General features: G+C 71.4%; 24 protein-coding genes. 7 read left to right on the top strand and 17 right to left on the bottom strand.

Annotated elements, in window-relative coordinates; all coding sequences use genetic code 11:
- The first annotated feature begins 29 nt into the window (after window positions 1-29).
- Complete coding sequence (locus tag ABTY15_RS11825; RefSeq protein WP_350580366.1) at window positions 30-716, top strand: copper homeostasis protein CutC; 687 nt, start codon at window positions 30-32, stop codon at window positions 714-716.
- A gap of 84 nt (window positions 717-800) precedes the next feature.
- Here ABTY15_RS11825 and ABTY15_RS11820 read toward each other — a convergent pair whose 3' ends face one another.
- Window positions 801-2852 carry a HelD family protein gene (locus ABTY15_RS11820; protein ID WP_350580363.1) on the bottom strand — a complete coding sequence of 684 codons (2052 nt, stop codon included), beginning with the start codon at window positions 2850-2852 and terminating at the stop codon, window positions 801-803.
- 289 nt (window positions 2853-3141) lie between these two features.
- On the opposite strand from ABTY15_RS11820, the gene ABTY15_RS11815 reads away from it, so the two are divergent.
- Window positions 3142-3312 (top strand): hypothetical protein, encoded by a 171-nt coding sequence (locus ABTY15_RS11815; RefSeq protein ID WP_350580360.1) that lies wholly within the window; start codon window positions 3142-3144, stop codon window positions 3310-3312.
- Window positions 3313-3329: 17 nt separating this feature from the next.
- Here ABTY15_RS11815 and ABTY15_RS11810 read toward each other — a convergent pair whose 3' ends face one another.
- Window positions 3330-4961 (bottom strand): DNA repair helicase XPB, encoded by a 1632-nt coding sequence (locus ABTY15_RS11810; protein WP_350580357.1) that lies wholly within the window; start codon window positions 4959-4961, stop codon window positions 3330-3332.
- A 27-nt stretch (window positions 4962-4988) separates the two neighbouring features.
- On the opposite strand from ABTY15_RS11810, the gene ABTY15_RS11805 reads away from it, so the two are divergent.
- The gene (locus ABTY15_RS11805; protein WP_350580354.1) at window positions 4989-6638 is read left to right on the top strand and encodes a recombinase family protein; all 1650 of its coding nucleotides are present in this window, start codon (window positions 4989-4991) and stop codon (window positions 6636-6638) included.
- A 63-nt stretch (window positions 6639-6701) separates the two neighbouring features.
- Here the strand turns inward: ABTY15_RS11805 and ABTY15_RS11800 are convergent, their stop codons facing one another.
- The 6 genes from ABTY15_RS11800 to ABTY15_RS11775 all read right to left on the bottom strand — a co-directional run bounded on the left by ABTY15_RS11800 (window position 6702) and on the right by ABTY15_RS11775 (window position 11864).
- A complete protein-coding gene (locus ABTY15_RS11800) occupies window positions 6702-7271 on the bottom strand; it encodes a hypothetical protein (protein ID WP_350580352.1) in 570 nt (189 codons plus the stop codon).
- Window positions 7268-8782 carry a replication initiator gene (locus tag ABTY15_RS11795; RefSeq protein ID WP_350580349.1) on the bottom strand — a complete coding sequence of 505 codons (1515 nt, stop codon included), beginning with the start codon at window positions 8780-8782 and terminating at the stop codon, window positions 7268-7270. Before ABTY15_RS11795 ends, ABTY15_RS11800 begins: the two co-directional genes overlap by 4 nt.
- Before the next feature lie 72 nt (window positions 8783-8854).
- Window positions 8855-9736, bottom strand: coding sequence for a DUF2637 domain-containing protein (locus ABTY15_RS11790; protein ID WP_350580346.1), 882 nt, complete (start codon window positions 9734-9736; stop codon window positions 8855-8857).
- A 42-nt stretch (window positions 9737-9778) separates the two neighbouring features.
- Window positions 9779-11224 (bottom strand): FtsK/SpoIIIE domain-containing protein, encoded by a 1446-nt coding sequence (locus tag ABTY15_RS11785; protein ID WP_350580343.1) that lies wholly within the window; start codon window positions 11222-11224, stop codon window positions 9779-9781.
- Window positions 11224-11442 (bottom strand): hypothetical protein, encoded by a 219-nt coding sequence (locus ABTY15_RS11780; RefSeq protein WP_350580340.1) that lies wholly within the window; start codon window positions 11440-11442, stop codon window positions 11224-11226. The genes ABTY15_RS11785 and ABTY15_RS11780 overlap by 1 nt, the downstream gene beginning before the upstream one ends.
- A gap of 32 nt (window positions 11443-11474) precedes the next feature.
- Entirely contained in the window at window positions 11475-11864 is a 390-nt protein-coding gene (locus ABTY15_RS11775) for an SCO3933 family regulatory protein (RefSeq protein ID WP_350580338.1), read from the bottom strand.
- A 176-nt stretch (window positions 11865-12040) separates the two neighbouring features.
- Between ABTY15_RS11775 and ABTY15_RS11770 the strand changes: the two genes are divergently transcribed.
- The gene (locus ABTY15_RS11770) at window positions 12041-12577 is read left to right on the top strand and encodes a GntR family transcriptional regulator (RefSeq protein ID WP_350580335.1); all 537 of its coding nucleotides are present in this window, start codon (window positions 12041-12043) and stop codon (window positions 12575-12577) included.
- 2085 nt (window positions 12578-14662) lie between these two features.
- Here ABTY15_RS11770 and ABTY15_RS11765 read toward each other — a convergent pair.
- The 6 genes from ABTY15_RS11765 to ABTY15_RS11740 all read right to left on the bottom strand — a co-directional run bounded on the left by ABTY15_RS11765 (window position 14663) and on the right by ABTY15_RS11740 (window position 18526).
- Window positions 14663-15214 carry a GNAT family N-acetyltransferase gene (locus ABTY15_RS11765; RefSeq protein WP_350580333.1) on the bottom strand — a complete coding sequence of 184 codons (552 nt, stop codon included), beginning with the start codon at window positions 15212-15214 and terminating at the stop codon, window positions 14663-14665.
- Window positions 15153-15848 carry a lasso peptide biosynthesis B2 protein gene (locus ABTY15_RS11760; protein WP_350580330.1) on the bottom strand — a complete coding sequence of 232 codons (696 nt, stop codon included), beginning with the start codon at window positions 15846-15848 and terminating at the stop codon, window positions 15153-15155. Before ABTY15_RS11760 ends, ABTY15_RS11765 begins: the two co-directional genes overlap by 62 nt.
- A complete protein-coding gene (locus ABTY15_RS11755; protein ID WP_350580327.1) occupies window positions 15845-17542 on the bottom strand; it encodes an albusnodin/ikarugamycin family macrolactam cyclase in 1698 nt (565 codons plus the stop codon). The genes ABTY15_RS11760 and ABTY15_RS11755 overlap by 4 nt, the downstream gene beginning before the upstream one ends.
- 82 nt (window positions 17543-17624) lie before the next feature.
- Window positions 17625-17753, bottom strand: coding sequence for an albusnodin family lasso peptide (locus ABTY15_RS11750; protein ID WP_350580324.1), 129 nt, complete (start codon window positions 17751-17753; stop codon window positions 17625-17627).
- Between the two features lie 120 nt (window positions 17754-17873).
- A complete protein-coding gene (locus ABTY15_RS11745; protein WP_350580322.1) occupies window positions 17874-18014 on the bottom strand; it encodes a hypothetical protein in 141 nt (46 codons plus the stop codon).
- Between the two features lie 62 nt (window positions 18015-18076).
- Window positions 18077-18526, bottom strand: coding sequence for an ATP-binding protein (locus tag ABTY15_RS11740; protein ID WP_350580319.1), 450 nt, complete (start codon window positions 18524-18526; stop codon window positions 18077-18079).
- A gap of 180 nt (window positions 18527-18706) precedes the next feature.
- Between ABTY15_RS11740 and ABTY15_RS11735 the strand changes: the two genes are divergently transcribed.
- Window positions 18707-20020 (top strand): NsdA family TPR-like regulatory protein, encoded by a 1314-nt coding sequence (locus tag ABTY15_RS11735; protein ID WP_350580316.1) that lies wholly within the window; start codon window positions 18707-18709, stop codon window positions 20018-20020.
- Here ABTY15_RS11735 and ABTY15_RS11730 read toward each other — a convergent pair whose 3' ends face one another.
- Both ABTY15_RS11730 and ABTY15_RS11725 read right to left on the bottom strand, forming a co-directional pair.
- Entirely contained in the window at window positions 20021-20554 is a 534-nt protein-coding gene (locus ABTY15_RS11730) for an NUDIX hydrolase (protein ID WP_350580314.1), read from the bottom strand.
- A 336-nt stretch (window positions 20555-20890) separates the two neighbouring features.
- Window positions 20891-21295: a hypothetical protein gene (locus tag ABTY15_RS11725; RefSeq protein WP_350580311.1), complete on the bottom strand. Its 405-nt coding sequence runs from the start codon at window positions 21293-21295 to the stop codon at window positions 20891-20893.
- A 106-nt stretch (window positions 21296-21401) separates the two neighbouring features.
- Here ABTY15_RS11725 and ABTY15_RS11720 point away from each other — a divergent pair, with 106 nt between their 5' ends.
- The gene (locus ABTY15_RS11720; RefSeq protein WP_350580309.1) at window positions 21402-21653 is read left to right on the top strand and encodes a hypothetical protein; all 252 of its coding nucleotides are present in this window, start codon (window positions 21402-21404) and stop codon (window positions 21651-21653) included.
- 22 nt (window positions 21654-21675) lie between these two features.
- Here ABTY15_RS11720 and ABTY15_RS11715 read toward each other — a convergent pair whose 3' ends face one another.
- Window positions 21676-24177, bottom strand: a complete 2502-nt coding sequence (locus ABTY15_RS11715; protein ID WP_350580307.1) for a helicase-associated domain-containing protein — start codon at window positions 24175-24177, stop codon at window positions 21676-21678.
- Between the two features lie 193 nt (window positions 24178-24370).
- On the opposite strand from ABTY15_RS11715, the gene ABTY15_RS11710 reads away from it, so the two are divergent.
- Window positions 24371-25243, top strand: coding sequence for a hypothetical protein (locus tag ABTY15_RS11710; protein WP_350580304.1), 873 nt, complete (start codon window positions 24371-24373; stop codon window positions 25241-25243).
- The last annotated feature ends 85 nt before the right edge of the window (window positions 25244-25328 follow it).

Genomic DNA, 25328 nt, shown 5'->3' with positions numbered 1-25328 from the left:
GGACCTGCGGATGTGGCAGGCTGTCCGGCATGTCTAGACCAATTTTCGAAGTCATCGCGCTGACCCCCCAGGACGCCCGGGCCGCCGAGTCGGGCGGCGCCGACCGGCTCGAACTGGTCACCGACATGGCCGCGGACGGGCTCACCCCGTCCGTCGAGGAGTTCGCCCGGATCCGGGCCGCCGTCCGGCTGCCGCTGCGCGTCATGCTCCGGATCCGGGACGGCTTCGCCCCCGGCGACCTGGACGAGCTGTGCGCCCGGGCCGCCGCGCTGCGGGCCGAGGGCGCCGAGGAGTTCGTGCTCGGCTTCCTGGACACGGACGGCGCCGTCGACCTGGCCGCCACCACGGTGGTCGCCGAGGCGGTGGCCGGCTGCCGCTGGACCTTCCACCGGGCGATCGACCACAGCACCGACCGGGCCGCCCTGCGGGCCGCCGTCGGCGCGCTGCCCGGGCTGGACACCTTCCTCACCTCGGGCGACGCGGCCGGTGTGGGCGCCGGGCGCGAGGTACTGGCGGCCGAACTGGCCCGCCGGGGCGAACCCGGGTACGACCAGCGGATCCTGATCGGCGGCGGCCTGCGGGCCGAACACCTCAAGGGCCTGCGGGCTGAGGGATTCGACGCCTTCCACGTCGGCGGCGCGGTCCGGGCCGGCGGCTGGCAGACGCCGGTGGACGCGGCCAAGGTCGCCGAGTGGCGGGCGCTGATCGACGGCTGAGCGTGGAAGCGCCGACAGCCGACGGTCGCCGTACCCGTCGTGCGGGAGGGGGCCGGTCCTTTGCGGGCCGGCCCCCGCGGCGCGCTACCGGAGCTGCTCGGGCAGCGGCTCGGTGTGCAGCACCGTCAGACCGGAGACGGCGCGGGTGAGCGCCACGTACAGCCGGCGCAGGCCGGTCCGCTCGTCCGGCTCGCCGGCGATCACCGCGGCCGGCTCGTCCAGCACCACGTAGTCGTACTCCAGGCCCTTCGCCAGCGAGGCCGGCACGAGCGTCAGCCGGGCCTCGGCGCTGGTCTCGGCGCCGGGGGAGAGGTACGGCAGGCCGGCCGCGGCCAGCGCCTCGGCGAACAGCGGGACGCGGGCGTCGGCGACGATCAGCCCGGTCGAGCCCTCGCGCGTCAGGGCCTCCCGGCAGGCCGCGAGGACGGCCTCCGGCTGCTCCCCGTCGGCGATCTGGCGGATCGTCAGCGAGCCCGGCGCGTCGCGGACCGAGCTGGCCGGGGCCAGGCCCGGGGCGATCGCCGGGAGCAGCCGGGAGGCGTAGGCGATGACCTCCTCCGGCACCCGGAAGCCCTTGGTCAGCTCCTCGACGTGGGCGCCCGACTTGCCCAGGTGGTGCAGGGCCTCCGGCCAACTCGCCGTCGCCCACGGGGTGGTGCCCTGGGCGAGGTCGCCGAGGACGGTCGCCGAGCCGGTGGTGCAGCGGCGGCCGACCGCCCGGTACTGCATCGGGGAGAGGTCCTGCGCCTCGTCCAGCACCACGTGGCCGAGCGAGGGCGTGCGCTGCACCAGGTCCGTCGCCTCGTCGACCAGGACGGCGTCGGCCGGCGTCCAGCGGGCGGTCTTCACCGAGCGGCCGGGCTTGGGCCAGAGCACCGCCTGCTGCTCCTCGGCGGTGAGCACGCCCTCCGCGCAGGCCGCCAGGAACTCCGGGTCGGAGAGCAGCCGCAGCACCAGCTTGGCCGGGTCCACCGGTGGCCAGCACTGCTTGACCACCGCCTTGACCGCGGTGTTGCGGGCCACCGCGTCCTGCACCCGGTCGTCCGGGGCCTCGCCGCCCTGCTCCATCTTCAGCAGCACGGCGTGCGCGATGCGCTGCGGCAGGGCGTCGCCGGCGGCGCCGTAGCGGACCTCGCGGCCCTTCAACTCCTCGATGATCTCCGTCAGTTCGTACACCGGGACGCGCCAGCGGCGGGAGCCGCGGACCACCACGCAGGGTTCGGTGGGCAGCGTGATGCCCGCGCGCACCGCCCGGCGCAGCACCTCGGCCATCCGGGCGTCGCCCTTCAGCCGGGCCGCCTCCGGGGTGTCCTCGCCCCGCACCTCGACGTGCCCGACCAGCTGCTGCACGGTGGACTGGGCGACGTCCAGCTCGCCCAGGGCCGGGAGCACCTGCTCGATGTAGGAGAGGAAGGCGTTGTTCGGCCCGATCACCAGGGTGCCGGTGCGGGCCAGGCGCTCGCGGTGCGCGTACAGCAGGTAGGCGACGCGGTGCAGGCCCACGGCGGTCTTCCCGGTGCCGGGGGCGCCCTGGACGCAGATGGTGCCCGAGACGTCGGCGCGGACGATCTCGTCCTGCTCGGGCTGGATGGTGGCCACGATGTCGCGCATCGGGCCGACGCGGGGCTTCTCGATCTCGGCGGCGAGCAGGGCGGAGGCGGTGTCCGCCTCGCTCGGGTCGCTCAGGTGCTCGTCCTCGTACGCGGTGAGCTCGCCGCCGGTGTAGCCGAAGCGGCGGCGGCGCTCGACGTCCAGCGGCTCGGTGCGGCTGGCCCGGTAGAACGGCTGGGAGACCGGCGCGCGCCAGTCGATCACCATCGGGTCGCCGTCGGCGTCGTGGACGTGCCGGCGGCCGATGTAGAAGCTCTCTCCGCCCCCGCCTTCGGACAACTCTTCGCTGATCGCGTGCAGGTAGTCCAGGCGGCCGAAGAAGAGCGGGGTGTGGGCCAGGTCGGCCAGGGCGGCGATCCGGGCCTCGATCTGGTTCTGGAGGACGACGGCGGACACCCAGGTGCCGGTCACGTCGCGCAGGTCCAGTGACTGGACGTCCTCGCGCATCGCTCGCAGCGCGGCCCGGGACGCGGCCAGGTGGTCGCGTTCGCGCTGGAGGGGGTCGGTGGTGGGGGTGGCGGGCACAGCGAACCTTCCCGGCTGCCCCGGTGGCGGGTGCAGCGGATCGATGGAGCTCACGGTGGGTACAACCGGCCGGTTGCCGAGCGGTCGGGGCCTCCCCCGGCTGCCTGCGGGACTTCAGCAGGTACCACGGTTCGGGAGGGGGCAGGCGAACGATCTTAGACCGGTCCGGCTCAGGGTTCCAGCCCCGCAGGCTCTCAGGGGTGCCGTACACCCGGAGGACGAGCCGCGGCCGGGCGGGTACGGCCGTTGGAGTGATGTGCGCGGCCGCTCGGGTGCCTACGGTTGAAGTATGAGCACAAAGACCCGAACCCGTACCCGTCCCCCCGGCGGTCCGGCCGGTGCCACCGCCGCTCCCGGCCGTCACCGCAACCCGCTGAGCACCGCCGTCCGCAACGTCGGGATCGCCCTGGACACCGCCGCGCGCGTGATCTTCCTCGGGCGCGACGGTGTCCGGTACTAGTCCGTCGTAGGGCCGCCCTACAGCACGTCGTCCGCGTCGATGATGCGGTACGCGTAGCCCTGTTCGGCCAGGAAGCGCTGCCGGTGGGCGGCGAAGTCCTGGTCCACGGTGTCCCGCGCGACCACCGAGTAGAAGTGCGCCGCGTGCCCGTCCGCCTTCGGGCGCAGCACCCGGCCCAGCCGCTGGGCCTCCTCCTGGCGGGAGCCGAAGGTCCCGGAGACCTGGATGGCCACGGTCGCCTCGGGCAGGTCGATCGAGAAGTTCGCGACCTTGGAGACCACCAGCACGCCGATCTCCTTGTTGCGGAACGCGTCGAACAGCTTCTCGCGCTGGGCGTTGCTGGTCTCGCCCTTGATCACCGGCGCGTCCAGGGCCTCGCCGAGCTCGTCCAGCTGGTCGATGTACTGGCCGATGATCAGCGTCTGGTCCTTCTCGTGCTTCTTCACCAGCGCCTCCACCACCCGCCGCTTGGTCGCCGTGGTGGCGCAGAAGCGGTACCGCTCCTCGGGCTCGGCGGTGGCGTAGGCCAGCCGCTCGGAGTCGGTCAGGGTGACCCGCACCTCGCAGCAGTCGGCCGGCGCGATGTAGCCCTGCGCCTCGATCTCCTTCCACGGCGCGTCGAAGCGCTTGGGGCCGATCAGGCTGAACACGTCGCCCTCGCGGCCGTCCTCGCGCACCAGGGTCGCGGTCAGGCCCAGGCGGCGGCGGGCCTGGAGGTCGGCGGTGAACTTGAACACCGGCGCGGGCAGCAGGTGCACCTCGTCGTAGACCACCAGGCCCCAGTTGCGGGCGTCGAACAGCTCCAGGTGCGCGTACACGCCCTTCCGCTTGGTCGTCATCACCTGGTAGGTGGCGATGGTGACCGGGCGGATCTCCTTGCGCGTCCCGCTGTACTCGCCGATCTCGTCCTCGGTCAGCGAGGTGCGCTTGACCAGCTCGTGCTTCCACTGGCGGGCCGACACCGTGTTGGTCACCAGGATCAGCGTGGTCGACTTGGCGTGCGCCATCGCGGCCGCGCCCACCAGGGTCTTGCCGGCGCCGCAGGGCAGCACGACGACGCCCGAGCCGCCGTGCCAGAAGCCCTCCACCGCCTGCGCCTGGTACGGGCGCAGCTGCCAGCCGTCCTCCTCCAGCTGGATCGGGTGCGCCTCGCCGTCCACGTAACCGGCGAAGTCCTCGGCGGGCCAGCCGAGTTTGAGCAGCACCTGCTTGATCTGGCCGCGCTCGGAGGGGTGCACCACCACGGTGTCCGGGTCGACCCGGGCGCCGACCAGCGGGACGATCTTCTTGGAACGCAGCACCTCCTCCAGCACCGGCCGGTCGGTCGTGGTCAGCACCAGCCCGTGCGTCGGGTGTTTGACGAGTTGCAGCCGGCCGTACCGGCCCATGGTGTCGGCCACGTCCACCAGCAGCGCGTGCGGCACCGGGTAGCGCGAGTACGTCACCAGGGCGTCCACCACCTGCTCGGCGTCGTGCCCCGCCGCCCGTGCGTTCCACAGCCCGAGCGGTGTCACCCGGTACGTGTGCACGTGCTCGGGCGCGCGCTCCAACTCGGCGAACGGCGCGATGGCGCGACGGCAGTCGGCGGCCTTGGGGTGGTCGATCTCCAGGAGGAGAGTCTTGTCGCTCTGGACGATTAGGCAGGACACACATACCTCCGTGGATAGGATCACCGCGTGACAGAGACCACGACTGCCACCGTTCGGGCCATGCCCCGAGCCCGACGCCGGAAGGGCGTTCCGGCCAGCGCACCCGGCATGCGCGCAGCTATCTATGTTCGCCTATCGCGCGAGACAGAGGAAACTACTTCGCCAGAGCGCCAGCGGGCGGCCTGCGAGCAGCTGTGCGCGGCTCGCGGTTGGACCGTGGTCGCCGTCGAGGAGGACATCGACGTCTCCGGGTTCTCGCGGGGCCTGGAGCGGCCGGGGCTCCAGAAGATCCTGGAGCGGCTCGACGAGTTCGACGTGATCGTGTTCTTCAAGATCGACCGGCTTGCCCGGTCTACGGTGGACTTCGCCGAGATCATGAAGATCACCGAGGCGCAGAGCGTCGCGCTGGCGTCGGCGACGGAACCGCTCGACCTCACGTCGTCCATGGGACGGGCCATGGCGAAGGTGATCGCCGTCTTCGCCGAGCTGGAGTCGGACACCATCGGCATGCGGGTCGCCGGTGCCCATGAGCACCTTCGGCGGGAGGGCCGCTACACCGGGGGACGCGTTCCCTACGGCTACGAGGTGGCCCCGAACCCGGACGGCGCGGGAAAGGTGCTGGTCGTCAACCAGGAGGAGGCCAAGACCATCCACTCGATCGTGAAGCGGGTGCTGGCCAAGGACTCCTTGATTCAGATTGCCATCGACCTGACGAAGGCCGACGTCCCGTCGCCGGGGCACACGTCGCGACAGACCACCGGCAAGCGCAGCAACTCGAAGAAGTGGTACACGACTTCGCTCCGGAGTCTGCTGAGCAACCCGCAGTTGCTCGGACAGGTCATCGAGGACGGCAAGCCGATCCTTCGGACCGATGGACTGCCGTTGGTCAACCGGCCGCCGATCCTGGACATGGACACCTGGCAGGCGCTCCAGGACGAACTGGGCCGCCGCTCGAACAACCCGGGCGAGCGCAGGCGGGAAGCGACGTCGTTGCTGCGCGGGGTGGTGCACTGTGCGCTGTGCGGCTTCCGGATGTACACCTACGTGGCCAGCGGGCGGACCCGGTACCGCTGCATCGGTCGGCTCAAGAAGCGGCAAGGCGGCGTCGCGGTCGACTGCTACGGCGTGAGCATCGCGGGCAAGGGGATGGAGGATCACGTCGAGGCGGAGTTCCTTCGGAAGTTCGGCCGTCTTCCCGTTGTGCGGGTGGTGGAGCACGCAGGGGAGAACTTCCGGCCGCAGATCAGGCAGGCCGAGGAGGCACTGACTGATCTGGAGAAGGACCGGTACGAGCGCGGTCTCTTCAAGGGCGACGACGGCGCGGCACGCTACACGGCGCAGTACGCCCGGCTGGAGGATCGGATCGCCGACCTCAAGGAGCGGCAGCGGAACGCGAAGCCGGCGGGAACGGAGGTGGTCCCGATCGGCAAGACGCATGAGGAGGTCTGGCGGGACGCCGACGTGGCCGGGAAGCGGGACCTGTTGCTCAGCACTGGCGCGTACGTCGAGGTGGCCCCGGCGGAGAAAGCGGGCAAGGTCCTGGACCTTAAGCGGCTCGCCCTCCACTTCGGCGAGGAGGGGATGATGCGGCGGTCCGTAGCCGGGAAGGTCACGGCAGCGGAAGGGGCGAGCGCTCAAGGCGATGACCGGTCGGCCCCCGAGGAAGTAGCGGACTGACGAACGCGAGCGGCCCGCCTTCGGAGGTATCGAAGGCGGGCCGCTCTGTTCGGGGTTGAGTTGTCAGTTTTGCTCGCCGTGGGCCCGGAGGACCGTCAGCGCGGGCTTGCAGAAGGCCATCTCGACGCCGTCCCGTGCCGTGAACCGGACCAGTTGCAGGGAGAGCTTGCAGAGCGATCGCCCATCGGTTTGGGCAAGCGCGTGCTGTACGTCCATGACCGTCTCGGCAAGATCCCAGGATGCAGAGCGGAAGCGGAATGCGCCGAGCTGATAGCCGTGAGCGAGTCGGAAACGGACAGAGATGGCAGGTACCAGACTGCGCGTCGCGGCGTGCTGGACAAGAGCACAGGTCACAGCCTCCGGTCCGTCCAGCACAACCGGAACTTCGGTGGTCCGCGTTGCCACAGTGATGTGGCCGCCGGTGGTCGCCATCGGCTCAGCCGTAGCGTCGCCAAGCAACGCGGCGAGATCGGCGGCGACGGTTGGAAACTCCGTGCTCACGAGCCACGTGGAGGCATCTGCCGATCGGCCGTCTCCGTGCTGCTCGGTGAGGAATTCGCCGACAACGGTGTCGGCGAAGACTTCGGCGACACAATCGCGCGCCCAGTCGAGATTAGGGGCTGCTGTCGTCATTCCAAGTCCCCTTCTCGCTTGAGGCGTTGTGTGGCGGTGCGGTTGTCGCGGACGGTTTGGGCGAGGAGTTCTTCGCCGGGGGTGTAGCCGGTGGCGAGGTATCGCCAGTCGGAGACGACGAGAGTGGTGTCGGGGTCGAGGGGCGGGTGTCCGGCGCGGAGGCGGGCTTGTTCGCTCTGCCAGGTGCGGCGGACGCCCCGGAGGGTGCCGAGAGTGGTGGAGTAGCGGCGGGACTTGGTGGAGAAGTGGCCACGGAAGCCGAGCATGTGGGCCCACTTGGTGAGCTTGAGGTCGGCGAAGTCGGTGACGCGGCGGCCGAGGTCCCAGCAGGTGCGGATCATCTGGCGGACGTGTGCGGCTACCTTGAGGTCGGCGATGGGTTCGGCCAGGCCGGTGCCCTCGCATGAGCGGCATTGGGTGTCGCCGGTGTCGGTGGGGGTGCGTCCGCGTCCCTTGCACCGGGTGCAGTAGAGGGGGTGGTCGATGGTGCCGGTGCCTTCCGCGGATTTGGTGGCGTACTTGGCGACGTACCCGGCCACGGCAGCATCGGTGAGCGGGGTGTCGTCGCGGTCGGCGGTGTCGGGGTTGCGGATCACGCGGACGTCGAGTTGAGCGCCCCAGCGAAGGACGCGTTCGCCGATGGAGTCGCCGGTCACGGTGACGGCCACCTTGGAGGCGGCGGTGCGGACGGCGTCGGTGAGGAGGTCGGTGGTGGCCCAGGCGGGCGGGGTGGTGGTGGAGCCTTCGGGGCCGTCGAGGCGGACGATGGCGTGGAAGTGGACCAGGCCGCGCTTTTGGAACTCGGCGACCTTGGCGAAGGAGACCCGGCAGTGGTCGCGCAGTTCCTTGACGGTGAGGCCGGCGGCGTGGGCGACCTCGCGGCGCAGGTAGGTGGTGAAGCGGGCCCAGAGGGCTCCGGCGTGGGCGTTGAAGAGGACGGCTCCGGCGTAGTCGTAGGTGGCGGGGTCGACGGGGGTGCCCAGGGCCGGGTGGTCGGCGCCGTGGAGGGTGCCGCAGCGGCAGGGGAAGGGCTTGCCGGTGCGGGTGGTGGGGCGGTTGTGGACGGGGCCGAAGGAGGGGGCGGTGAGGGTGACGAAGACGCGGGGGTGGGTGCGGACGGCTTCGGGGGTGCCCTTGCCTCCGGCGAGTCCGGCGCGGATGAGCTGGTAGGTGTCGGCGGCGTAGACGCGGGAGCAGGAGGGGCAGCGGGTGGAGCGGCGGTTGCCGCAGGCGATGAGGGTGCGGCCGAGGGGTTCGGAGGCGCTGGAGTAGTGCCGCAGCACGTCGCCGGTGGCCTTGTCGAACGTGGTGGTACTGCCGGTCAGTTGGATGGGGTGGGCGCATCCGGCAAGGCGCTCGACGGTGGCCTCGATGCGGTCGAAGTCGTCGCGGTTGGCGAGGTGGACCAGGTCCCGGGCGGCCAGTGAGGCGACCGCGCGCAGGTCGAGGAGGTCGGGGTGGAGATCGGTCACAGGGCTGTCCTTCCGGGCAGTCGAGGGGTGGTGAGGCATGGGGGTGCCGTCGCGCCGACCACGAGGGGTGTGGTGCTCGCGGTCGGCGCGAGGCGGGTGGGACGGGGGTGATCAGGCGGGGACGGCGGCCAGGTGGGCGTGGACGGCGTCGGCCAGGCGGGGCGGGACGCCGAGGCGGGCGCGCAGTTCGCCGGGGGTGATCACGTCGCCGGTGCGGGCGCGGTGGTCGTCGGCGATCCGGCGGGCGGCGCCCAGCAGCGGGGCCGGTACGTCCGGCAGGGCCGCAGGTGCGGGGGCCGGGGCGTCGGTCAGGACCGGGGGCGCGGGGGCCGGGGGCTCAGCGGCCGGGGCGGGCGTGGCAACGGGCTCGGGCTGGAGGTCCGGAGCGGGTTCGGGTTCCACCGGGGGTTCAGCCGCCGGGGTCGGCGGGGCCGTATCCGCAGGGGACGCAGCGGGCTCGGGTGCCGGGGTGGGCTGGTCGGCCGGTGGGGTCGGCGGGGCAGGAGTCGGGGCCAGGGGGTTGATGGTGTCAGGTTCAAGTCCCTTGTTGGGGTTGGGTGTTGTGGTGGCGAGGTGGCGCAGGAGGTCGGGGCCGACCGCTCCCCAGCCGAGGAGGAGGGCGGGGGCGACGGTGTCGAGGCAGGCGCGTCCGTAGTGGCCGGCGATGACGGGTTCGGCGGTGTTGAGGGCGAGGGTGAGAGCGCCGCACAGGTGCATGAGCCGGGTGGCGGAGCGGAGTTGGCCGGGCTCGGTGCCGGTCAGGACGAGGTGGTGGAGGGCGACGAGGAGGCCGACGACGGACAGGTCGACCATGGGGGCGATCAGGGGTGCGATCGGGTGGGGGACGCCCAGGCGCAGGGCGAGGGCCCAGACGTTGCCGAAGGAGAAGACGAAGGCGAGGGAGGCGATGACCGCCATCACGATCGTGACCGTGACGCGGGTGAACGTTCCCGCACGGGCGGTGCCGGGTGCGGCGGGGGTGGTGGCGGCCATCGCCAACCCTCCCTTCTGGTCTACCGGTTGGGAGGGTCATGGTCAGGCGACGGTGTCGAGGTCGGTGTCCTTGGTCAGGTTCGGCCCCGTCTGGAGGGTCAGCAGCTCGAACGGGTCGGCCGTCAGGTGCGCGGAGGCTTCGGCGACGCGGGCGACGTGCTCGGGTTCGACGTAGGGGATGCGGATGCGGGTGTAGCCTTCCTGGCCCTGGCGGACCATGGACGCGACGCCGACGAAGCCGGGGTCCTGCATCGAGACCGGGTTCGCCTCCGGCCAGTTGCGAATGTCCTCACCCAGGGCGGCCACTGCGGCATCGGTGGTCTTCTGGGCGAAGGACAGCGAGACCGGGCACACGTCGCGGATGAAGGTGGGGATGGCGTCGCCGGTGGCCTTCTGCGTGGCCAGGACGACCACGATGCCCACCGAGCGGCCCTTCTTCACCAGGTCCTCGACCAGGCGGGCGTTTTCCTGTGCGAGGCCGGCCAGGCGCTTGGTCGCGGGGTCGGTGCCCTTGTACTCGCGGAAGTAGGTGTGCGCTTCGTCGATCACCAGGACGACCAGCGGCCATGCCGCGCTGGGGCCCTTGGCCCACATGTTGGCGGTGCCCAGCACGCGCCGGATCGAGGAGGAGCGTCGGCGCCGCAGCTTCACGAGGCGGTCGAAGAGCTTGTTCGCGGCTTCGAGGTCGTCACCGACGAAGGCGAACAGGCGGTTGACGACGTCGGCGTAGTCGCCTTCGTGGGCTTCGGACACCTTGCCGTCCGCCACCGCGAACTGGACCGCGCCGGAGGGGGCGAGGCGGGAGATGAGGCCGTTGATCAGGCTGGTCTTGCCGTAGCCGGGAAGGCCGGCGACGCACACGCCGGGCACGTTGGACATGCGCAGGACCGAGGCGAGGGCGTACTCGTCGATGCCCAGGTCCCAGACGGACAGGTCCTTGGGGGGCTTGCCGTCCGGGGTGTAGGCGTAGGGCTCGAAGAGGGGTTCGCGGCGTACGGCGCGGATGCGGAGCTTGCCGGGGCCGTCCGGGTTGACGGAGACGCGGGTGCACTCCCAGGCGTCGGCGAGGTGGTCGGCGCGCTTCTGGAACTCCTCCAGGCCGATCTTGGGCACCGTCTTCACGGTGACCGTGACGCCGTACGGGTCGGGCTTGGTGTGGAGCTTGGGGGTGAGGGTGCGGGGTTCGGGCTTCTTGTCCCCGGTGGTGGCGAGGGACTGGAGGAACGTGGGGGTGCGGTCGGTAGTGACCAGGCCGAGGTTGCGGGCCAGGCGCGGCCAGGTGCGGCGGATGCGGGCGGCCTGGCGGATCGAGCGGCGCGTCTCGGTGTCGGCGGACAGGTAGCGCACGCCGATCACGACCAGGTAGGCGAGCGCGACGAGCACGGCGGCACCGACGACGTAGGGCAGCCACGACGGCACGGAGCCGATCGGGCCCAGGACACCCGAAGTGGCCGGGTGCGGGGCGGTCGGGGGCGGGGAGGCGTTCATCAGACGGGGTCCTTGAGGTTGTAGAGGAAGCGGAAGAGGGCCTGTTGCAGGTTCACCAGGTCCGTGCCGGAGGTGATCGGCGGGTAGCCGTGTTCGGCGAGGACGGCCGCGAGGTCGAGGACCAGGCCGAAGGTGAACCGGGGGTCGTCATCCGGCGCCAGGAGCGGGTAGAGCATCGGGGAGGGGGCCGGGGCCGGGCCCGCAGACGAGCAGTCCACGGGCCCGACGATCCGGGCGGGGCCGATGCCGGTCACGAGGCGACGGGCTCAGCGGTCTTGGCGGCCGACTTCGACGCCGGGGCGGCCGGGGGCGCAGCCACCAGGGCCTCAGCCCGGTAGGCCACACCGGAGCTGACCTGGCCGTTGAAGAGGTTCGCCCACGGGGTGGCGATCAGGCCGACCGGACGGACCATGCTGCCCGGAGTGAGCGAGAGAAGCGCCTCGCTCTCCGGAACGGTGACCTTGATCAGCTGAGCCGTGCCCTCGTAGGTCTCCAGGAGCTGGACCGTGTAGAGGGTCGCGCCACTCTCGCGGTCGGTGGCGACCTGGCCCGTGGCGGCGTCGGCCATCTTCACCGCCGCAGGGGTAGCGAGCAGGTGGGACGTGCCGGTCAGGTCGGGGCGGATGGTGATACGAGCCATGAAGGACTCCAGTGAGAGGAGGGGTTGGAGGTTGTCGGGAGTTCCCGACGTCGAGGACAGTACACGCACACCCGCTACACCTGCAACACCCGATACATTCGAGTGTTGCGATACACCCGGGATTCATGGGTACGCGGGGTGTGTCGCGTGTGCGTCGCGGCGGCTACCCTCGATGCATGACGCTGCCGCTTGAAGATGACGCCCGGCCGCCCTACGTGCAGGCGGCGGACGCGCTACGGATGGAGATCGAGGCCGGTCGGTACAAGCCCGGCGAGAGGCTGCCTTCCGCCCGTGCGCTCCAGGAGCAGTACGGGTTGGCCAGCTCGACCGTCCAGAACGCCCTTCGACTGCTCAAGGACGAGGGGTACATCTACGCGGTCCAGGGGCGCGGTAGTTACGTGCGCACCAGCACGCCCGAGGAGAACCCCATGAGGCGGGCCGGGCGGGAGGCTTTCCAGCGCTACAAGCGCGAGGCGGACGAGCGGCGGGAAGCCGAAGGCAAGGCGAACGGCGGCTCGGCGAAGCCGTCGCGAGAACCAGACGAGGCCGGGCGAGCGGCGGAGGCCGGCGGCGAAACCGTTGAGGTGTCCGCCGCCGATCTCGCCACGCTGACCGAGCTGGTTGCCGCGACCCAGACTCAGGTGATGCAACTTCGGCAGAAGATCGAGGAGCTGGAAGAGCGGGTGGAGCGAGCCGAGCAAGCCGCCCGTTGAGGCTGTCGACCCTCTCGTTCAGTTCCGACAGCGCTCCGCCGATCTGCGCCAGCCCTTGAATGATGCGGCTGATGTCGCCGTGCATCGGATTCCTTTCTCCCCGCTTGTCGCTTGTTTCTGTTTCGCCGCACTCAACCCCGCGTTCCTTGATGGATTCCTTGATGAATTCGGCGGATTTCATAACGTTCCCGCAACTCCTTTCATCAAGGTGAGCCCATCAAGGTTCAGGGGGCCATCAAGGTTTCGCGAGACCGGCCATCAAGGTGACCGGACCCGCAGGCGAGGTAACCGGCAGGCCGTCCCCCCACGCCATCGGGGCAGCGCAGGGGCCTCCGCCGCAAGCCAGGCCGAGCCGAGTCCCGCAGGGCGGGAGAAACGTTTCCCCAGATTCCGCCGTGCGGGACTCTGTCGCTGAGCCAACCGCAAGAAGGGCGGATGAGTCCAATCTGGAAACCTGGAAGTTTCCGCTGGCCGGAGCGCCATCGAGAAATGCCGAGAGTTGATTGGCGCCGACGAGCGGAATGACCGGCCGTTTCCGTGCCGAAGGTCACATCGCATAGTTGGAAGTTCCTTCCTAGATTCCGTCGCCGTGTCGGCCCCGAAGCGTTCGGTCCACATACACCATCGCTGCCGGGTCTGTCCTTGCGCGGGAGATACGCGGGCTGGTATTTCGACCCCGCCGCGATGTTGGTTCGCATAGATACCTCCCAGTTCTGGCAGCCCCGATAGAGGGTGCAGTGATGTGCGCCACATGCGTGCCCGGATCGCCCCGGCAGGCCGCACGCAGGGCACGATGCCGCCTTTCCGCGATTGGGTCCGGCCGCCGATTCCTGATAGAAGCCGCCCCGCTCGCGGTCCAACCAGTTCGCCACACACAGCCTGTGGACAGACTTCGCCGATCGCGACTCCATGCCTGACATGCCCTGTTCCTCCCTTTCGTCCTCGCGGTTCGCCCCGTCACCCCCTAGAGGCCGGAAAAACCGCCTCGGTGTGACACGACGGCCGAACTTTCTTCCCGTCCCCCGCGCACCACCCTCCGACCGCGACGGGGAAAAACGTTTCTCCGCCTCTGTGGTAGTGGCGCCTCGGCCCGGGAAGGACGTGGCATCTCATACAGGTCCGGGAACGGCCCTCCGTGTGACACGACAGCCGGAACTTTCTGGCCCGCGCACCAACCTTCGCGCTCGGACGGCTCGCTGTAGGGAGCCGATCTTGTGGTAGAGGACCGCGAGAAGCACCCGGACGGCCACGGTCCGGCGGTGTGCCCAGGGCGCAATCGGTGCCGCAGTCGGCCGGGCAGGGTCGAAGCAACGCGAGGCCGAGGGGTGGGGAGGGAACGGACCACGCTCGCGCGAGCGCGCCAGGGTCGAGGCGTGCGGAGGGTGAGCGGAGATGGGCACCGCGGATTTCCTGGCGCCCATGGTTGATCAGGGCAGCAGTAGGCAAGAAGTCGTACGGCCAGCAGAGAGCGGCCAGAACCAGGGAGACGAAGGGGGCGGGGGGAGCGTGTTCAAAGTTTCATTACTGGATCAAGAGCGGCCCGCCAGAGGCGGGCCGCGCGCCGCCGCGTTGCCGCCCGCCGCTCCTGTCTCCGCCCCGCTATGGCCGGCCCCGCTGGCGGCGCAAGGAACGAGGTGGCGGTCGGCTGGGCAGGATGGACCCCGGACAGGCTGTCCGGCCCGACGTGGCCAAGCTCCAGGCCGATGGTTGCCCGCCGTTCGTTCGGGCCCCCCGCCGCCCGATTCTCCGGGGCGAACGGAACCCGTCAAGCCCGCATCGCTCGCCACCGTCGCCAGGCACAGGCCCGTACATGCGGGCTTGACCGAACCCGCCCGCCCCTACAACTCGGCAGCTATCGGGGGGCCCGACCGGAGTGGCGCCCCGCCTGCCCCAGCCGAGATCCGCCCATGCCACGTCCACCATGCTGACCCCCAGTCAGAAAATCGCTCTGAACATGCCGCTGGCCCCAGTACCATGCGGCACCAGGGCTGGTCAGCGAGGTCAGCTCGCCGCCGGACCACCCTCCCCGCCAAGGTCAGGGGTGGTCCGGCGCGCTTATGAGGTTGTCCGGGTTACGCCTGTGGTTCAGGCCGACTCGGCGGTGAGAAGGAAGTCGTCGGCGACGGCGTCCATCAGCAGTTCGTCGCAGGGACGACCCAGCCAGTAACCCGACTGCCGCAGGCGGCCGGCGGGCTGGAACCCGGCCTTCTGGTAGGCCGAGATGCCTGCCGCGTTCGGCTCCAGGACCTTGAGCCACACCATGCGCAGGGCCGTGTACTCGAAGGCCCAGCGGAGCGTCAGCTCAGTGGCCTCAGCGGCGAAGCCCTTCCCGCGTGCCTCCGGGGCCAGGAGGATCACGTACTCGGCGGTCCGCACGGCCGGATCGATCTGGAGCGTCGTGATGCCCACCGGGGTGTGGTCGTCGGCGGTGACCACCTCGAACTGGGGGTAGTCGCGGTTGCGGCCCTGGGCCTCCCAGCCACCGGCGCGGACCTCCCAGGACTGGGCGACCTGCGTGCCGAAGCCGAGGATCGTGCCGGGATCGTTCTCCCAGCGGTGGTAGTCGGTCAGGTGGTCACGGTTGGTCATCGCAAGGCTGACGCGCTTGCCGGGCAGCAGGATGTTCGGAGTGGGCATCGGTGCCTCGTTCCAGGTCGGTTGGTGCGTTGATCGGCGTGTAGTCGCCAGTGTGCTCGGGTTCTTCGACCGGCAGGCCGTGAACGTCACAGATCCAGGCGTGCAGCCGTATCGGGTCGGTGGCCACCCCGTGCCGCCAGGCACCCCCACGGCCGCCGAGCGCGAGCAGGAGCGAGGCCGCGGTGGACTCCTCCAGGCATGCGACGCGGGCCGGGAACGCACGAGCGGCCCAGCGGACCGAGCGTATCGCCAGGCGGGCGTGGGCCGTTGTCGGCAACGGGAGGTTCCCGCCGAGTTCGGCGAGGTGGCGTAGGCGGCCGAACCTCGATCCCGGGCGGCCGGCGGTGCGCACGGCAAGGGTCGCCGCCAGCACGGCAGCAGCAGCCATGCGCCAGGCCAACGGCGGTGGGGCGAGCGCTTCCAGGCGGGCGGGGGCCTCGCTCGTGCCCCATGACACCACCGAGTCCCTGACCATCACCGGAGCCGGAGCCGAGCTCTGCTCCAGGGCACCGAGCCAGCGAGCGAGTGCGCCACCCGTGAGGACGATCGTCTCGCCGGTCCGGTAGTTGACGACGACGCCCGCCCGGTCGGTCAGGGCGGTGCGCGTGTGCGAAGTCGGCACGGGCGTGGTCACGCTGTCTCCTCCCACTGAACAGCCTGTCCGGCAGCCGTCGAGGACCGGAGCCACAGCTCCGTGCCGAGGACGGGTTCGATCAGCCCCCACGGGATGTCCACGCCGAGCACGGCATTGCCCAGCAGCGAGCGCAGGGCCGCCGGATGGACGAGGCCGAGGTCCGCGAGGTAGCCGCCCGTGAGATCCAGGACGCCCGCCTTGTTCGCGCGCAACCCGTGGTGATGGTCGGCCGCGAACACCCCCTTGGCCCCGCGCTGGAGGACACCGGGAGGCAGGAGACGAGCCACGACATCGGTCAGCAGGGGCTTGTACCGGTGCGCGGACCACCGCTCGGGCGCGGGTGTGGCGAGGACGGCTTCCACGATGCGGGTGTCCGTGAAGGGGTTGTGCATCTCGATGCCGTGCGCGGCGGCGAGCTGGTTCTCCGTCGCAGCGCTCCGGCCGACGTAGCGGGCTTCCTCCAGGAGGTGGCGGTCCGCGTGCCCGAGGCCGTTCACCTCCGCGTACGGAGCGGTGACGGCGTCGGCCAGGTCGAGCGAGTAGCGGGTGAGCCACGGCCTTGGCGCCGATGCCCCGCCGAGCTTGCCCGGGGCATTGCAGGCGGCGGCCACCGCCGTCCAGGGGCTTGACCGGTAGAGGCGCGCCCATGCCTGTGCGTCGCTGGCCAAGCGCAGGAAGCGGCCCGATCGTGCCAGATCGGCCATGTGCACGGGCGGTGGCATGAACAACGAGTCGCCACCGTCGCCCGTCAGATGGACATCGACGCCCTCCGAACCCAACATGTCGAGCTGTGCGCCCAGTTGGGCGTGAACCATGGCGGACGGCGCCGGTTCGTCCGTCAGTGGGAGGGAACCGAGGCCGGTGAACGGCAGGTGCTCCGGGCCCAGGGCCATGAAGCGGTGGCGGATTGAGGGAAACGCGCGGGCGACGGCACGGGCGTGGTCGATGTCTCCACCGCTCTCCCTGCCCTTGGGGTGGTAGGTCAGGCCGGTGACCGGACCGCACTGGGCGGCGAGGGCCGCCAGGGTGCTGGAGTCCAGACCGCCCGACAGATCCGAGGAGGCCGCACGACCGGAGACGCGGATCAGGACGCCGTCCGTCAGGTCAGCGCGCAGCCGCCGCACGGCATCGGCCCAGGCGAGTTCCGGCACCCGCCAGAACGGGGTGAAGCCGGACGTGCCCGATGCGGTGGCCGACCAGCGGTGCCCCGGCGGAACCTGCTCCACTCCCGTCCAGGCCGACCGGCCGGGAACCCACTCGGTCGGGCCGGCCAGGTGAGCGGCCAGCCAGGCGGTATCAGGCTCGGCGCCGAGCAGGGAAGCCAGCGCGAGCGAACTCGACGCCCACACCGGGGCCCCGTCCATCCGGGCGGTGTAGACAGGGGCGGCGCCCGCCGGGTCGGCCCACACCGTGCACACGCCGTACCCATCGTCGACGACCAGGGTGTACGCACCCGCCCAGGCCGTAGCCGCCACGTCCAGAGCACGTAGGTCCGCAGAGTGGGCAAGACGGATCAGCTCGGCGTCCGTCGCCCCGCACGGACCGAACACAGCCAGGCGCCGCCCACCCGCACCCTTCGCCGAGCGCACAGGAGCACCCGCCGACCAGGCCAGCGGCCCGCGCCACACAACCCGTGCACCAACTGGGACCCGGGACGGAGCAGACCGGGAAATCGACCCACCGAACAAGCTCATGTGATCACCTCCGTGAGATGAGCGCGAGAGTGGTGCGGCGGCACCCCACCGGGGGTCCTGGGGTGCCGCCGCAGTACTGCCGTTAGGCGTCGTAGGGCGAGCGCTTGCCCTCCACACTCTGGCTGTTGCTGCCCTTCGTCAGGAGCGCCGCGTCACCCAGGACGACGACCTCCTCCTCCGGCTCAGGGTCGAGCCGAGCGAAGTCCTCCATGCTGATCACCTCCCTTCGCTGCCGTAGGGCGTGGCGGGTCCAGTCCCCGTCACGGTGGTGCGACCCCCCGGCCCCGGTGTCGTCGTCGAGGCCGGGGGGAGTCTTGAGGTGAGCCGCCGCTCAGGCCGGCGGTTCGCGGTCCGGCGCCGACAGCGCGGTGTGCGCCAGGCCGTGGTGGTCGGCGTCCAGTTGGTTCACCACAGCGGTTCCGAGGAGGAGAACCGTGATCACGTGCCCGAGCGCCCAGACCCCCGTCAGCACCGTGCCAACGGGATCACGATGCTCGCCACGGTGTTGACCGCGGGCCCCAGTCCCGTCCGAGGTCATGGCGTCACCGTCCTCAGCGCGAACCAGACCCACTTGCCGAACGGGGCCCAGTCCACCCCCCAGCGGAACGAAAGCGATTCCACCAGGCCGAGGCCATACCCGGACTCCGCCTGATCCTCCGGCTCCGTACGGCACGGCAGCGCGCGGGACGAGTCCCGGACCCCCACCCACACCGACGCCTCCTGCCGGTCCACCGAGACGGAGATCCGCGAACACCCCGTGTGCTTGGCCGCGTTGGCAACCAGCTCGGTCACCAGCAGCTCAGCCACGTCCGCAAGGTGCTCAAGGGACCAGGCCGTGAGAGCGGTAGTCACCAACTTGCGTGCGGCCCCCGCGGATTCGGGATGGCAGCGCAGATGGAGCAGACACCCAAGGTCGCCAGGTCGTACTACCGGGATCTCGATGTGCTCGGTGCCTGATGGGCCGGCGGTTTTGATCAGGCTCATCGGTAGGACCGCCCCCTCCATCAGTCGGGCTCCGGGTGTTCCCCCGGAGGCGATCTCAGAATCCCGGGGCAGGCGGTATCGAAATAAGGCCAGCGCGTGTACCCACGATGGGTAAACTCGCGGTCAGTTATCTCGCGTGACACTGAGCGATGATCTTCCTTGCCCTGGGGGTAGCTGGCCATGAGCGAGTCCACGCCGTCACCAGGGCTTCCGCGTCGACTGTTCGCAGACCCCGAGATGGTGGCGGCATGCGCGGAGAGAGACTTCGCGTTGATCTTCCAACTCGCCAAGCGCAAAGGCGGGTTTCACCCGTCGCGCATCGCCCGTGCATGCGAGTTGACGCCCAGCAGGGTCGGCGAGGTGATGAAGGGTCGACCGAAGATCACCAACATGGCCGTCATCGAACGCATCGCGGACGGCCTTCGGATTCCGGGACGGATGCTCGGTCTGGCGGACCGCAGTTGGGAACCGTCGCCGATCCCGCGCCAAGGCCCGACACCGGCGGTCGGGCCTGCCCGTGCCCCGTTGCCGGTCGTGGATTCGCGTTCAGGCAGCGATCTCGACAACATCCTCGCCATCGCGGCGGGCACGCGGGTCACGCCCAACGTCCTGCGGTCCCTCCAAGCGTCCATCGAGGACTACTGGCGGCGCGATGACCAGCACGGCGGCGAAGCGCTCCGGCCGGCGGTGATCGGTCAGCTCAGATACGTCACGGGCATAATGCGCGACACCGCCGATCCCAACTATCGGCGCAGTCTCCACGGCATCGCTGCTGAACTCGCACGCCTCACCGGGTGGACGTACTTCGACGCACGGCAGTACAACACAGCGCAGGGCTACTTCACCGAGTCGCTTCGGTTCGCACGAGAGATCGACGACCGCCCGTTCATCGCCAACGTGCTGGCCTGTCTCAGCCTCCAGTCGACCTACCAGGACCGGGCACAGGACGCGATCACGCTCGCCCGAGCCGCGCAGGACAGCGCGCGCCTTGTCGGCGGTACGCCGAGGCTGATGGCCATGTTGTCGATGCGCGAAGCTTTCGGCCACGCGAGCGCACACGACCAGGAGTCGACCCATCGAGCGATCACCGAGGCGCAACAGCACTTCGAGCGCATCCGCGAGGGGGACGAGGACCCCGCATGGGTCGAGTACTTCGACCACACCAAGCTCACCGTGGACACCGGAATCGCCCTCGGTCAGCTGGGGGACGCGACCGCCGCCGAACCCCTCATCGCCGAAGCCTTACGGGCCGAACCGACGACGAACCTCCGGGGCCGCGCGTTCCACAGCTTTTGGCTCGCACGGACCCAGCTCCAGCGACGGCAGGTCGAGTTGGCGTGCGCTACCGCCACGGAAGCCCTCGATCTCGCGGCAGTGATCGAGTCGCCCCGAGTGGTCGCCCACCTCCAGGAGTTCCGCCACCTGCTCAAGCCCTACCGGGCCAATGCCTCAGTAGCGACGTTGGCCGACCGGATCACCAGCGCGGCCAGCTGATCAAAGGCCGGCCTCGTCCAGCAGCAGGTAGAGCACGCCCACGAGCGTGCCGCTGCTGACGATCTCGCGGCGGTCGATCATGCCGCGCAGCTCGGACAGAGGAACCCACTCGATCCGGTCGGACTCGTTGCGCTCGGTCGGTGGGCCCACATACTCGATTGCATCGGCCCGGAAGACGAAGTGCTCGGAGTCGGTGATCCCGTTCGCTGGCTGGGCGTAGATCAGCGGCTTCATCTCGCCGACCTTCCAGCCGGTCTCCTCCAGTGCCTCGCGGGCTGCCGCATCTGCCGGGGTTTCGTCCGGCTCGATGAGCCCCATCGGGAGTTCCCAGGCCCAGGTGTCGGTGATGAAGCGGTGCCGCCACATCATGAGTACCTGCTTCTCGCTGTTCACGATGGCGGCTACGGCCAGGTGCCGCAGCTTGACCACGTGGTACTCCCAGCGGCGCCCGTCAGGCTGCTCGACGTCGGTCAGCCACAGGTTCACCCAGGGGTTCTCGTAGATCGGACGTTCCCCGTGGATCTTCCACTGCATGCGGCGGCCCCTCTCGATGGACCCTCAGCATCTCAGACGCAGACCCATGGGCAGGCAGGTTCCAGCGAATTTGCGTCAAGGTGACGAAATGCCGGAACGAGCCAGGTGGTGCCGGGCCCGGAGCCAGCGGACTGCGGGCGCAGATGCTGAGCGCCGGGCCCCACATCTCCCCTCGTGTCTTTCCGCGTGGCTACTCAGCGTTTAGGATGTGTATCCCGCTTAATCGTTTGGACGATGAGCGGTCCGTCGTTCACGCGGGGGTGCCCTCCACTGGCTGACAGGCTGGATTGACGCAGACCCTCCAGTGTGGCGCATTCCGCGCGGAACCGGGACGGGCTACTTCCACTCGTAGAGCTTGCCGGTGGACGTGCCGTCCGGGGCGGCGTCGAACTCGAAGACGCCGACGGTGGAGTTGAGCCGCTCCAGCTGCGGGGCGGTGGTGGAGAAGAAGATCGCGCCGCGGTACTCGACGACGCCTCCCTCGGCGAAGTGGCCTACGCCGCTGCCGTGCCAGGTGACGGTCTGGCCGTCGGCGGTCATGTCGACGCCCTGGCCCTCGCCGAACAGCGTTCCGTCGGCGCGCAGTTCGGTCTCGTACGTGCCGAAGCCGGAGACCGTGACGCCGAAGTAGCCGCCGGTACCCTCGAACGACACCTCGACGACTGCGTGTCCGTCACCGGCCGCGAGGACCCGTCGGCCGGTCTCCTTGCCCTTGACCTCACCGATCAGTTCACCGAGCATGATGCCTCCTCTGGGGAACCCCCCTGTCCTTCCGGACTACGCCGCCTCCCGGGGCGGCGCAACCGCACGCCGGTGACCGGCGGGGACCTCGCTCGTTGAGCCGGTCATGAACAAGTCGAAGCGTGTCCTCACCGCTCTCGCCCTCGTCGGCACGGCCTTCGCCGCCACCGCGTCCTCCGCCGGCTCCGCGCACGCCATCGCGGGCATCGGGGAGGGCCCGGGCGGCCCGCTCGCGGCGCCCGGGTTCCTGCTCGCGGACGTGGTCAGCGGCGGTGAGCTGCCGGTCGGGCAGGGTCAGATCGGCACCCTGGCGGACCAGGCGGTCAAGCAGAAGATGAAGGAGTCGCAGGGGCACTGAGGCGTTTCCGGCGCCCCGGAGGTCACTCGTCGAGTTCGGCGACGCCGGTGATGCGGTGGAGGGCGAAGGTGCGGAGTTCGTCGGCGTGGTGGTCGAAGGCGGTGACGAAGCCGCCTTCGACCTTGACCGGGTCGATGATGCGCTGGCTGGCGATGCCCTCGGCGTTGAGGTAGCCGATCCACAGGCGTTCGCCGAGCAGGACGGCGGTCTGGAGGGTGGCGAGGGTCTCGGCGGCGGCGGTGCGGGGCAGGTGGCGCGGGTCCGGGGCGGGTTCGCGGCGGGTGGCGGTGGCGGCGCGGTCGCCGGCCCGGATGGCCTTGACGGCGGCGGCGAGCAGGGTGTCGTCGGGGCTGGGCGGGCCGTCGGGGACCGGGACGGGGGCGCTGCGCGGCGGGGTGCGGTGGCTGTCCGGGCGGGCGATCAGGATGTCGCCCTCGGCGGATTCGGCGGCCGGGGCGTAGCCCATCGCGCGCAGGGCGGCGAGCAGGACGTCGGGGGCGGCCTGGGCGGCCAGGACGGTGGGGGCGAGCAGCCGCAGGCGCAGGTCGGCGCCGCGGCGGTCGGCGAGGATCTCGCCGAGCAGGGCCGGGTCGTCGCAGCGCAGGTAGGAGGAGGCGGCGCCGACGCGCAGCAGGCCGTGCCGGCGGGCGACGTCGTCGATCAGGTACCCGAGCGGCTGCGGGACGGGCGTACGGCTGTGCTGTTCGAGGAAGGACCGCAGGTCGGCGGCGGTGCGCCCGGCGTCGAGGGCGCGCCGGACGGACGTCGGGGTGAAGCGGTAGACGGTGGCGCCGCCCTTGGACTCGATGTCGGCGCAGAGCGCGAGTGCCTGGGCGAGCGGGGTGAGCAGCGGGCCGGGGGCGATCGCGGTGAGGTCCGGCTGGAGAATGACGTGGTCGAGCGGCTGCGGCAGCAGCGGGGCGAGCACGTCGGCCGGGTCGGCCTCGGCGGTGAGCAGGGCGCGGGCGGGGGCGGCGAGGGCGCCGCGGCCGGTGATGCCGAGGAGTTCGGCCTCGTCGAGGGTCCAGGCGGTGAGGTCGTCGCGCAGTTCACGGCCGTCGGGCCCGACCGGTCCGCCGCGCAGCGGGCGCTGCCAGCGCAGGGTGGGCAGCAGCTCGACGGCGGTGGCCGGGGTGCCGGGCGGGAGTTCGGCGAGCAGCGCCAGGGTGGCGCGGCGGACGGACGGGGCGAGGGTGCGGTCGAGTTCGGGGCCGAGGGCGGCGCGCGGCTTGCCCTTGCCGTCGGGGCTGCCGGTGAGGGAAGGGACGCGGGTGGCGGCGAGCCAGGCGGTGGCCAGCACGTTCCAGCGCTCGGCGGTGTCCTGCTGGAGCCAGGTGTCGTAGCCGGGGGTGGGGGCCCAGCGTTCGTCGGCCTCGCCGTCGGGGGCCAGCAGGCCCGCGGTGTAGGCGAGTTCGAGCCAGAAGGCGGCCTGCTGCTCGGTGGTCTCCAGGGCCTGCGCGGTGCGCTTGAGGTCGCGGACACCGAGGCCGCCGGCGCGCAGGGTGGGCGGCGGGTTGAGGCCCCAGCCGTCGAGCAGCTCCTCGACGGTCTTGACGGCGGTGTGCGCCTGGCCGGCCGCCGCCCGGTCCACCACCTCGGGGTCGCGCGGGGCGGCGGCCGGGGCGGGCTCGGGCTGGAGCGGTTCGACGGTGCGGTGGGTGCGGCCGCCGCGCAGGTGCAGGGCGAGTTCGCGCGGCAGGACGACGCTGCCGGGACCGCTGGGCAGCAGCAGGCCGCGGGCGAGCAGCCATTCGACGGGGCTCTGCGCGTCCTCCGCGGTGACCGGGCGGGTGGCGTCCGGGACGGTGCCGGTGGGCGGGCCCCAGACCAGCCGGTCGAGCAGCCGCAGGGCGGGCTCGGGGGCGGTGTCGAGCAGGGCGGCGCAGCGGGCGCGGTCGGTGAGCAGCGTGGTGAGCGCGGCGATGGCGGTGACCGGGTCCGGGGTGGCGGGCTGTCCGGCGGAGGCGAGCAGCTGCTGGAGCCGGGCCGGGGACATGCCGATGGTGGCGTCGGAGAGGGTCGGGCCGAGGCCGGTGCGGCCGGGGTTGGCGGCGGTGGGGGCGAGCGCCTCGCGGACGGCGAGGACCAGCCGCAGCCCGTTGTCCGGGCCCCAGAGCAGCGCCCGGTCGCGCAGGGTGGCGATCGCCCGGGGCAGGGCGGCGGTGACGGCGGACCGCTCGGCGGCTGAAAGCGCGGTGGCGCCCGGGTGCGGCTTCACCTTGGCCGGGCCGGTCAGCAGGGTGCGGACGGTGGTCAGCGTGGTGCCGTCCGGGGCGGTGGCCAGGGCCTCGGCGACCTGGAGGGTGAACCGGTCGAGGCGTTCGAGGGCGCGCAGCGCGGAGGCTCGCGAGGAGAGCCGCGCGGACAGCTGGGTGAGGTCGCCCGGGACCGGGTTGAGCAGGTCGGGGCGGGACCGGAGCAGGGCGGCGAGGCCGTCGTCGGGGCGGGCGCGCAGCTCCTCGGCGAGGGTGCGGGGGCCGGCGGACGTCCTGGCTTGGCGTTGGGGGCCCTGCTGTGTGGTCATTCGACCTAGGTTAGTCGGGTGCACCGACGGTGGGGGTGTCCGCTGCGCCCGGGTTCGGCCCCGGCGCGGGGTCGGTCCGGGGTCGGGCCTTCTCGGGGCCGGCGGGACTCGCGTGGGCGGGGGCCGGGTGGGTAGCGTCACGGCCGAGGGCGGTTCGGTGGGGCCGGGGTACGGGCGAGGCGGGGTGTCGGTGATGACGGACGGCGAGTGGTGGCGCAAGAGCGGGCCGTGGAGCGACCGCTCGGCCGCGGGCTCGGCCGCGGGCGGTGCGGAGGGCGGTGCCGAGGGCGGCGCGGACGCGGACAGCGTGTACGACTCGGCCGCGTACGGCTCGACGGCACCGGCTGCGGGCGGGATGGAGTCCGTGCCGCTGGACCCGCCGCGCCTGGAGCCGGCCGAGGTGGACCCGGAAGCCGTCCCGCCGCCGCAGGTGTACGGCTCGGGGGCGCCCGGCTGGGACCTGGTGATGCTCAACTTCTCGGAGCCGCAGTCGGCTTCGCCGCCGAAGCCGGCCGCGAAGCCGATTCCGGACCAGCGCGCCGGGGAGGCGGCCGAGCCGGCGGCGCAGCCGGAGCCCGCCCGGACCGCTGCGGCCTCGGCGAAGGCGCGGCGGCAGCAGAAGAAGGCCCAGGCCAAGGCCAAGGCGAAGGCCGGAGGCGGGGCGAAGGCCAAGGCCGCGGCGAGCGGGAAGGGCGCCCGGCGCCCGTCCCCGCTGATCCTGCTCTCCTGCGCCCTGCTGGTCGGCGGCGCCGCCACGGGGTTCTTCCCGGCCATGCTGGCGGGCTGGGGCCTCGGCTACCTGTCCCGTCAACTCACCGATCTGATGCGCAAGTTCGCGATCCTGGGGATTCCGCTGATCACGATGAGCGCGACCACCCTGTACGGCATGCAGCACGCGAAGCAGACGGCCCAGGCGGGCGGCGGCGGTGCCGGGATCCAGCCGGGCTCGCCGTTGGGCCAGTTCACGCTGCTGTCGGCGCCGGGTGTGCTGCGGCTGTCGGCGGTCCTGTCGGCGCTGGTGCTGCTGGTGCTGAGCCTGCGTCGGCGCCCGCCGCAGCAGGGGTGAGCCTGCGCCGGCGTTCGGCGCTTCCCGCGCAGCGCGGCTGAGCACGGGTCCGGCCCCGCACACCTCGGGTGTACGGGGCCGGACG

Source organism: Kitasatospora sp. NPDC097643 (assembly GCF_040302625.1).
Lineage (GTDB): Bacteria > Actinomycetota > Actinomycetes > Streptomycetales > Streptomycetaceae > Kitasatospora.
This window is presented reverse-complemented; position numbering and strand designations above follow the sequence as displayed.

Excerpts from the sequence above, each read along its gene's own strand:
- ABTY15_RS11710 (WP_350580304.1), top strand. The coding sequence starts at position 24,371 with ATGACGGACGGCGAGTGGTGGCGCAAGAGCGGGCCGTGGAGCGACCGC.
- ABTY15_RS11775 (WP_350580338.1), bottom strand. The coding sequence starts at position 11,864 with ATGGCTCGTATCACCATCCGCCCCGACCTGACCGGCACGTCCCACCTG.
- ABTY15_RS11790 (WP_350580346.1), bottom strand. The coding sequence starts at position 9,736 with ATGGCCGCCACCACCCCCGCCGCACCCGGCACCGCCCGTGCGGGAACG.
- ABTY15_RS11815 (WP_350580360.1), top strand. The coding sequence starts at position 3,142 with ATGAGCACAAAGACCCGAACCCGTACCCGTCCCCCCGGCGGTCCGGCC.
- ABTY15_RS11765 (WP_350580333.1), bottom strand. The coding sequence starts at position 15,214 with ATGCCCACTCCGAACATCCTGCTGCCCGGCAAGCGCGTCAGCCTTGCG.
- ABTY15_RS11715 (WP_350580307.1), bottom strand. The coding sequence starts at position 24,177 with ATGACCACACAGCAGGGCCCCCAACGCCAAGCCAGGACGTCCGCCGGC.
- ABTY15_RS11795 (WP_350580349.1), bottom strand. The coding sequence starts at position 8,782 with ATGCCTCACCACCCCTCGACTGCCCGGAAGGACAGCCCTGTGACCGAT.
- ABTY15_RS11825 (WP_350580366.1), top strand. The coding sequence starts at position 30 with ATGTCTAGACCAATTTTCGAAGTCATCGCGCTGACCCCCCAGGACGCC.
- ABTY15_RS11740 (WP_350580319.1), bottom strand. The coding sequence starts at position 18,526 with ATGAGCCTGATCAAAACCGCCGGCCCATCAGGCACCGAGCACATCGAG.
- ABTY15_RS11755 (WP_350580327.1), bottom strand. The coding sequence starts at position 17,542 with ATGAGCTTGTTCGGTGGGTCGATTTCCCGGTCTGCTCCGTCCCGGGTC.
- ABTY15_RS11720 (WP_350580309.1), top strand. The coding sequence starts at position 21,402 with ATGAACAAGTCGAAGCGTGTCCTCACCGCTCTCGCCCTCGTCGGCACG.
- ABTY15_RS11735 (WP_350580316.1), top strand. The coding sequence starts at position 18,707 with ATGAGCGAGTCCACGCCGTCACCAGGGCTTCCGCGTCGACTGTTCGCA.
- ABTY15_RS11770 (WP_350580335.1), top strand. The coding sequence starts at position 12,041 with ATGACGCTGCCGCTTGAAGATGACGCCCGGCCGCCCTACGTGCAGGCG.
- ABTY15_RS11785 (WP_350580343.1), bottom strand. The coding sequence starts at position 11,224 with ATGAACGCCTCCCCGCCCCCGACCGCCCCGCACCCGGCCACTTCGGGT.
- ABTY15_RS11750 (WP_350580324.1), bottom strand. The coding sequence starts at position 17,753 with ATGGAGGACTTCGCTCGGCTCGACCCTGAGCCGGAGGAGGAGGTCGTC.
- ABTY15_RS11725 (WP_350580311.1), bottom strand. The coding sequence starts at position 21,295 with ATGCTCGGTGAACTGATCGGTGAGGTCAAGGGCAAGGAGACCGGCCGA.
- ABTY15_RS11800 (WP_350580352.1), bottom strand. The coding sequence starts at position 7,271 with ATGACGACAGCAGCCCCTAATCTCGACTGGGCGCGCGATTGTGTCGCC.
- ABTY15_RS11730 (WP_350580314.1), bottom strand. The coding sequence starts at position 20,554 with ATGCAGTGGAAGATCCACGGGGAACGTCCGATCTACGAGAACCCCTGG.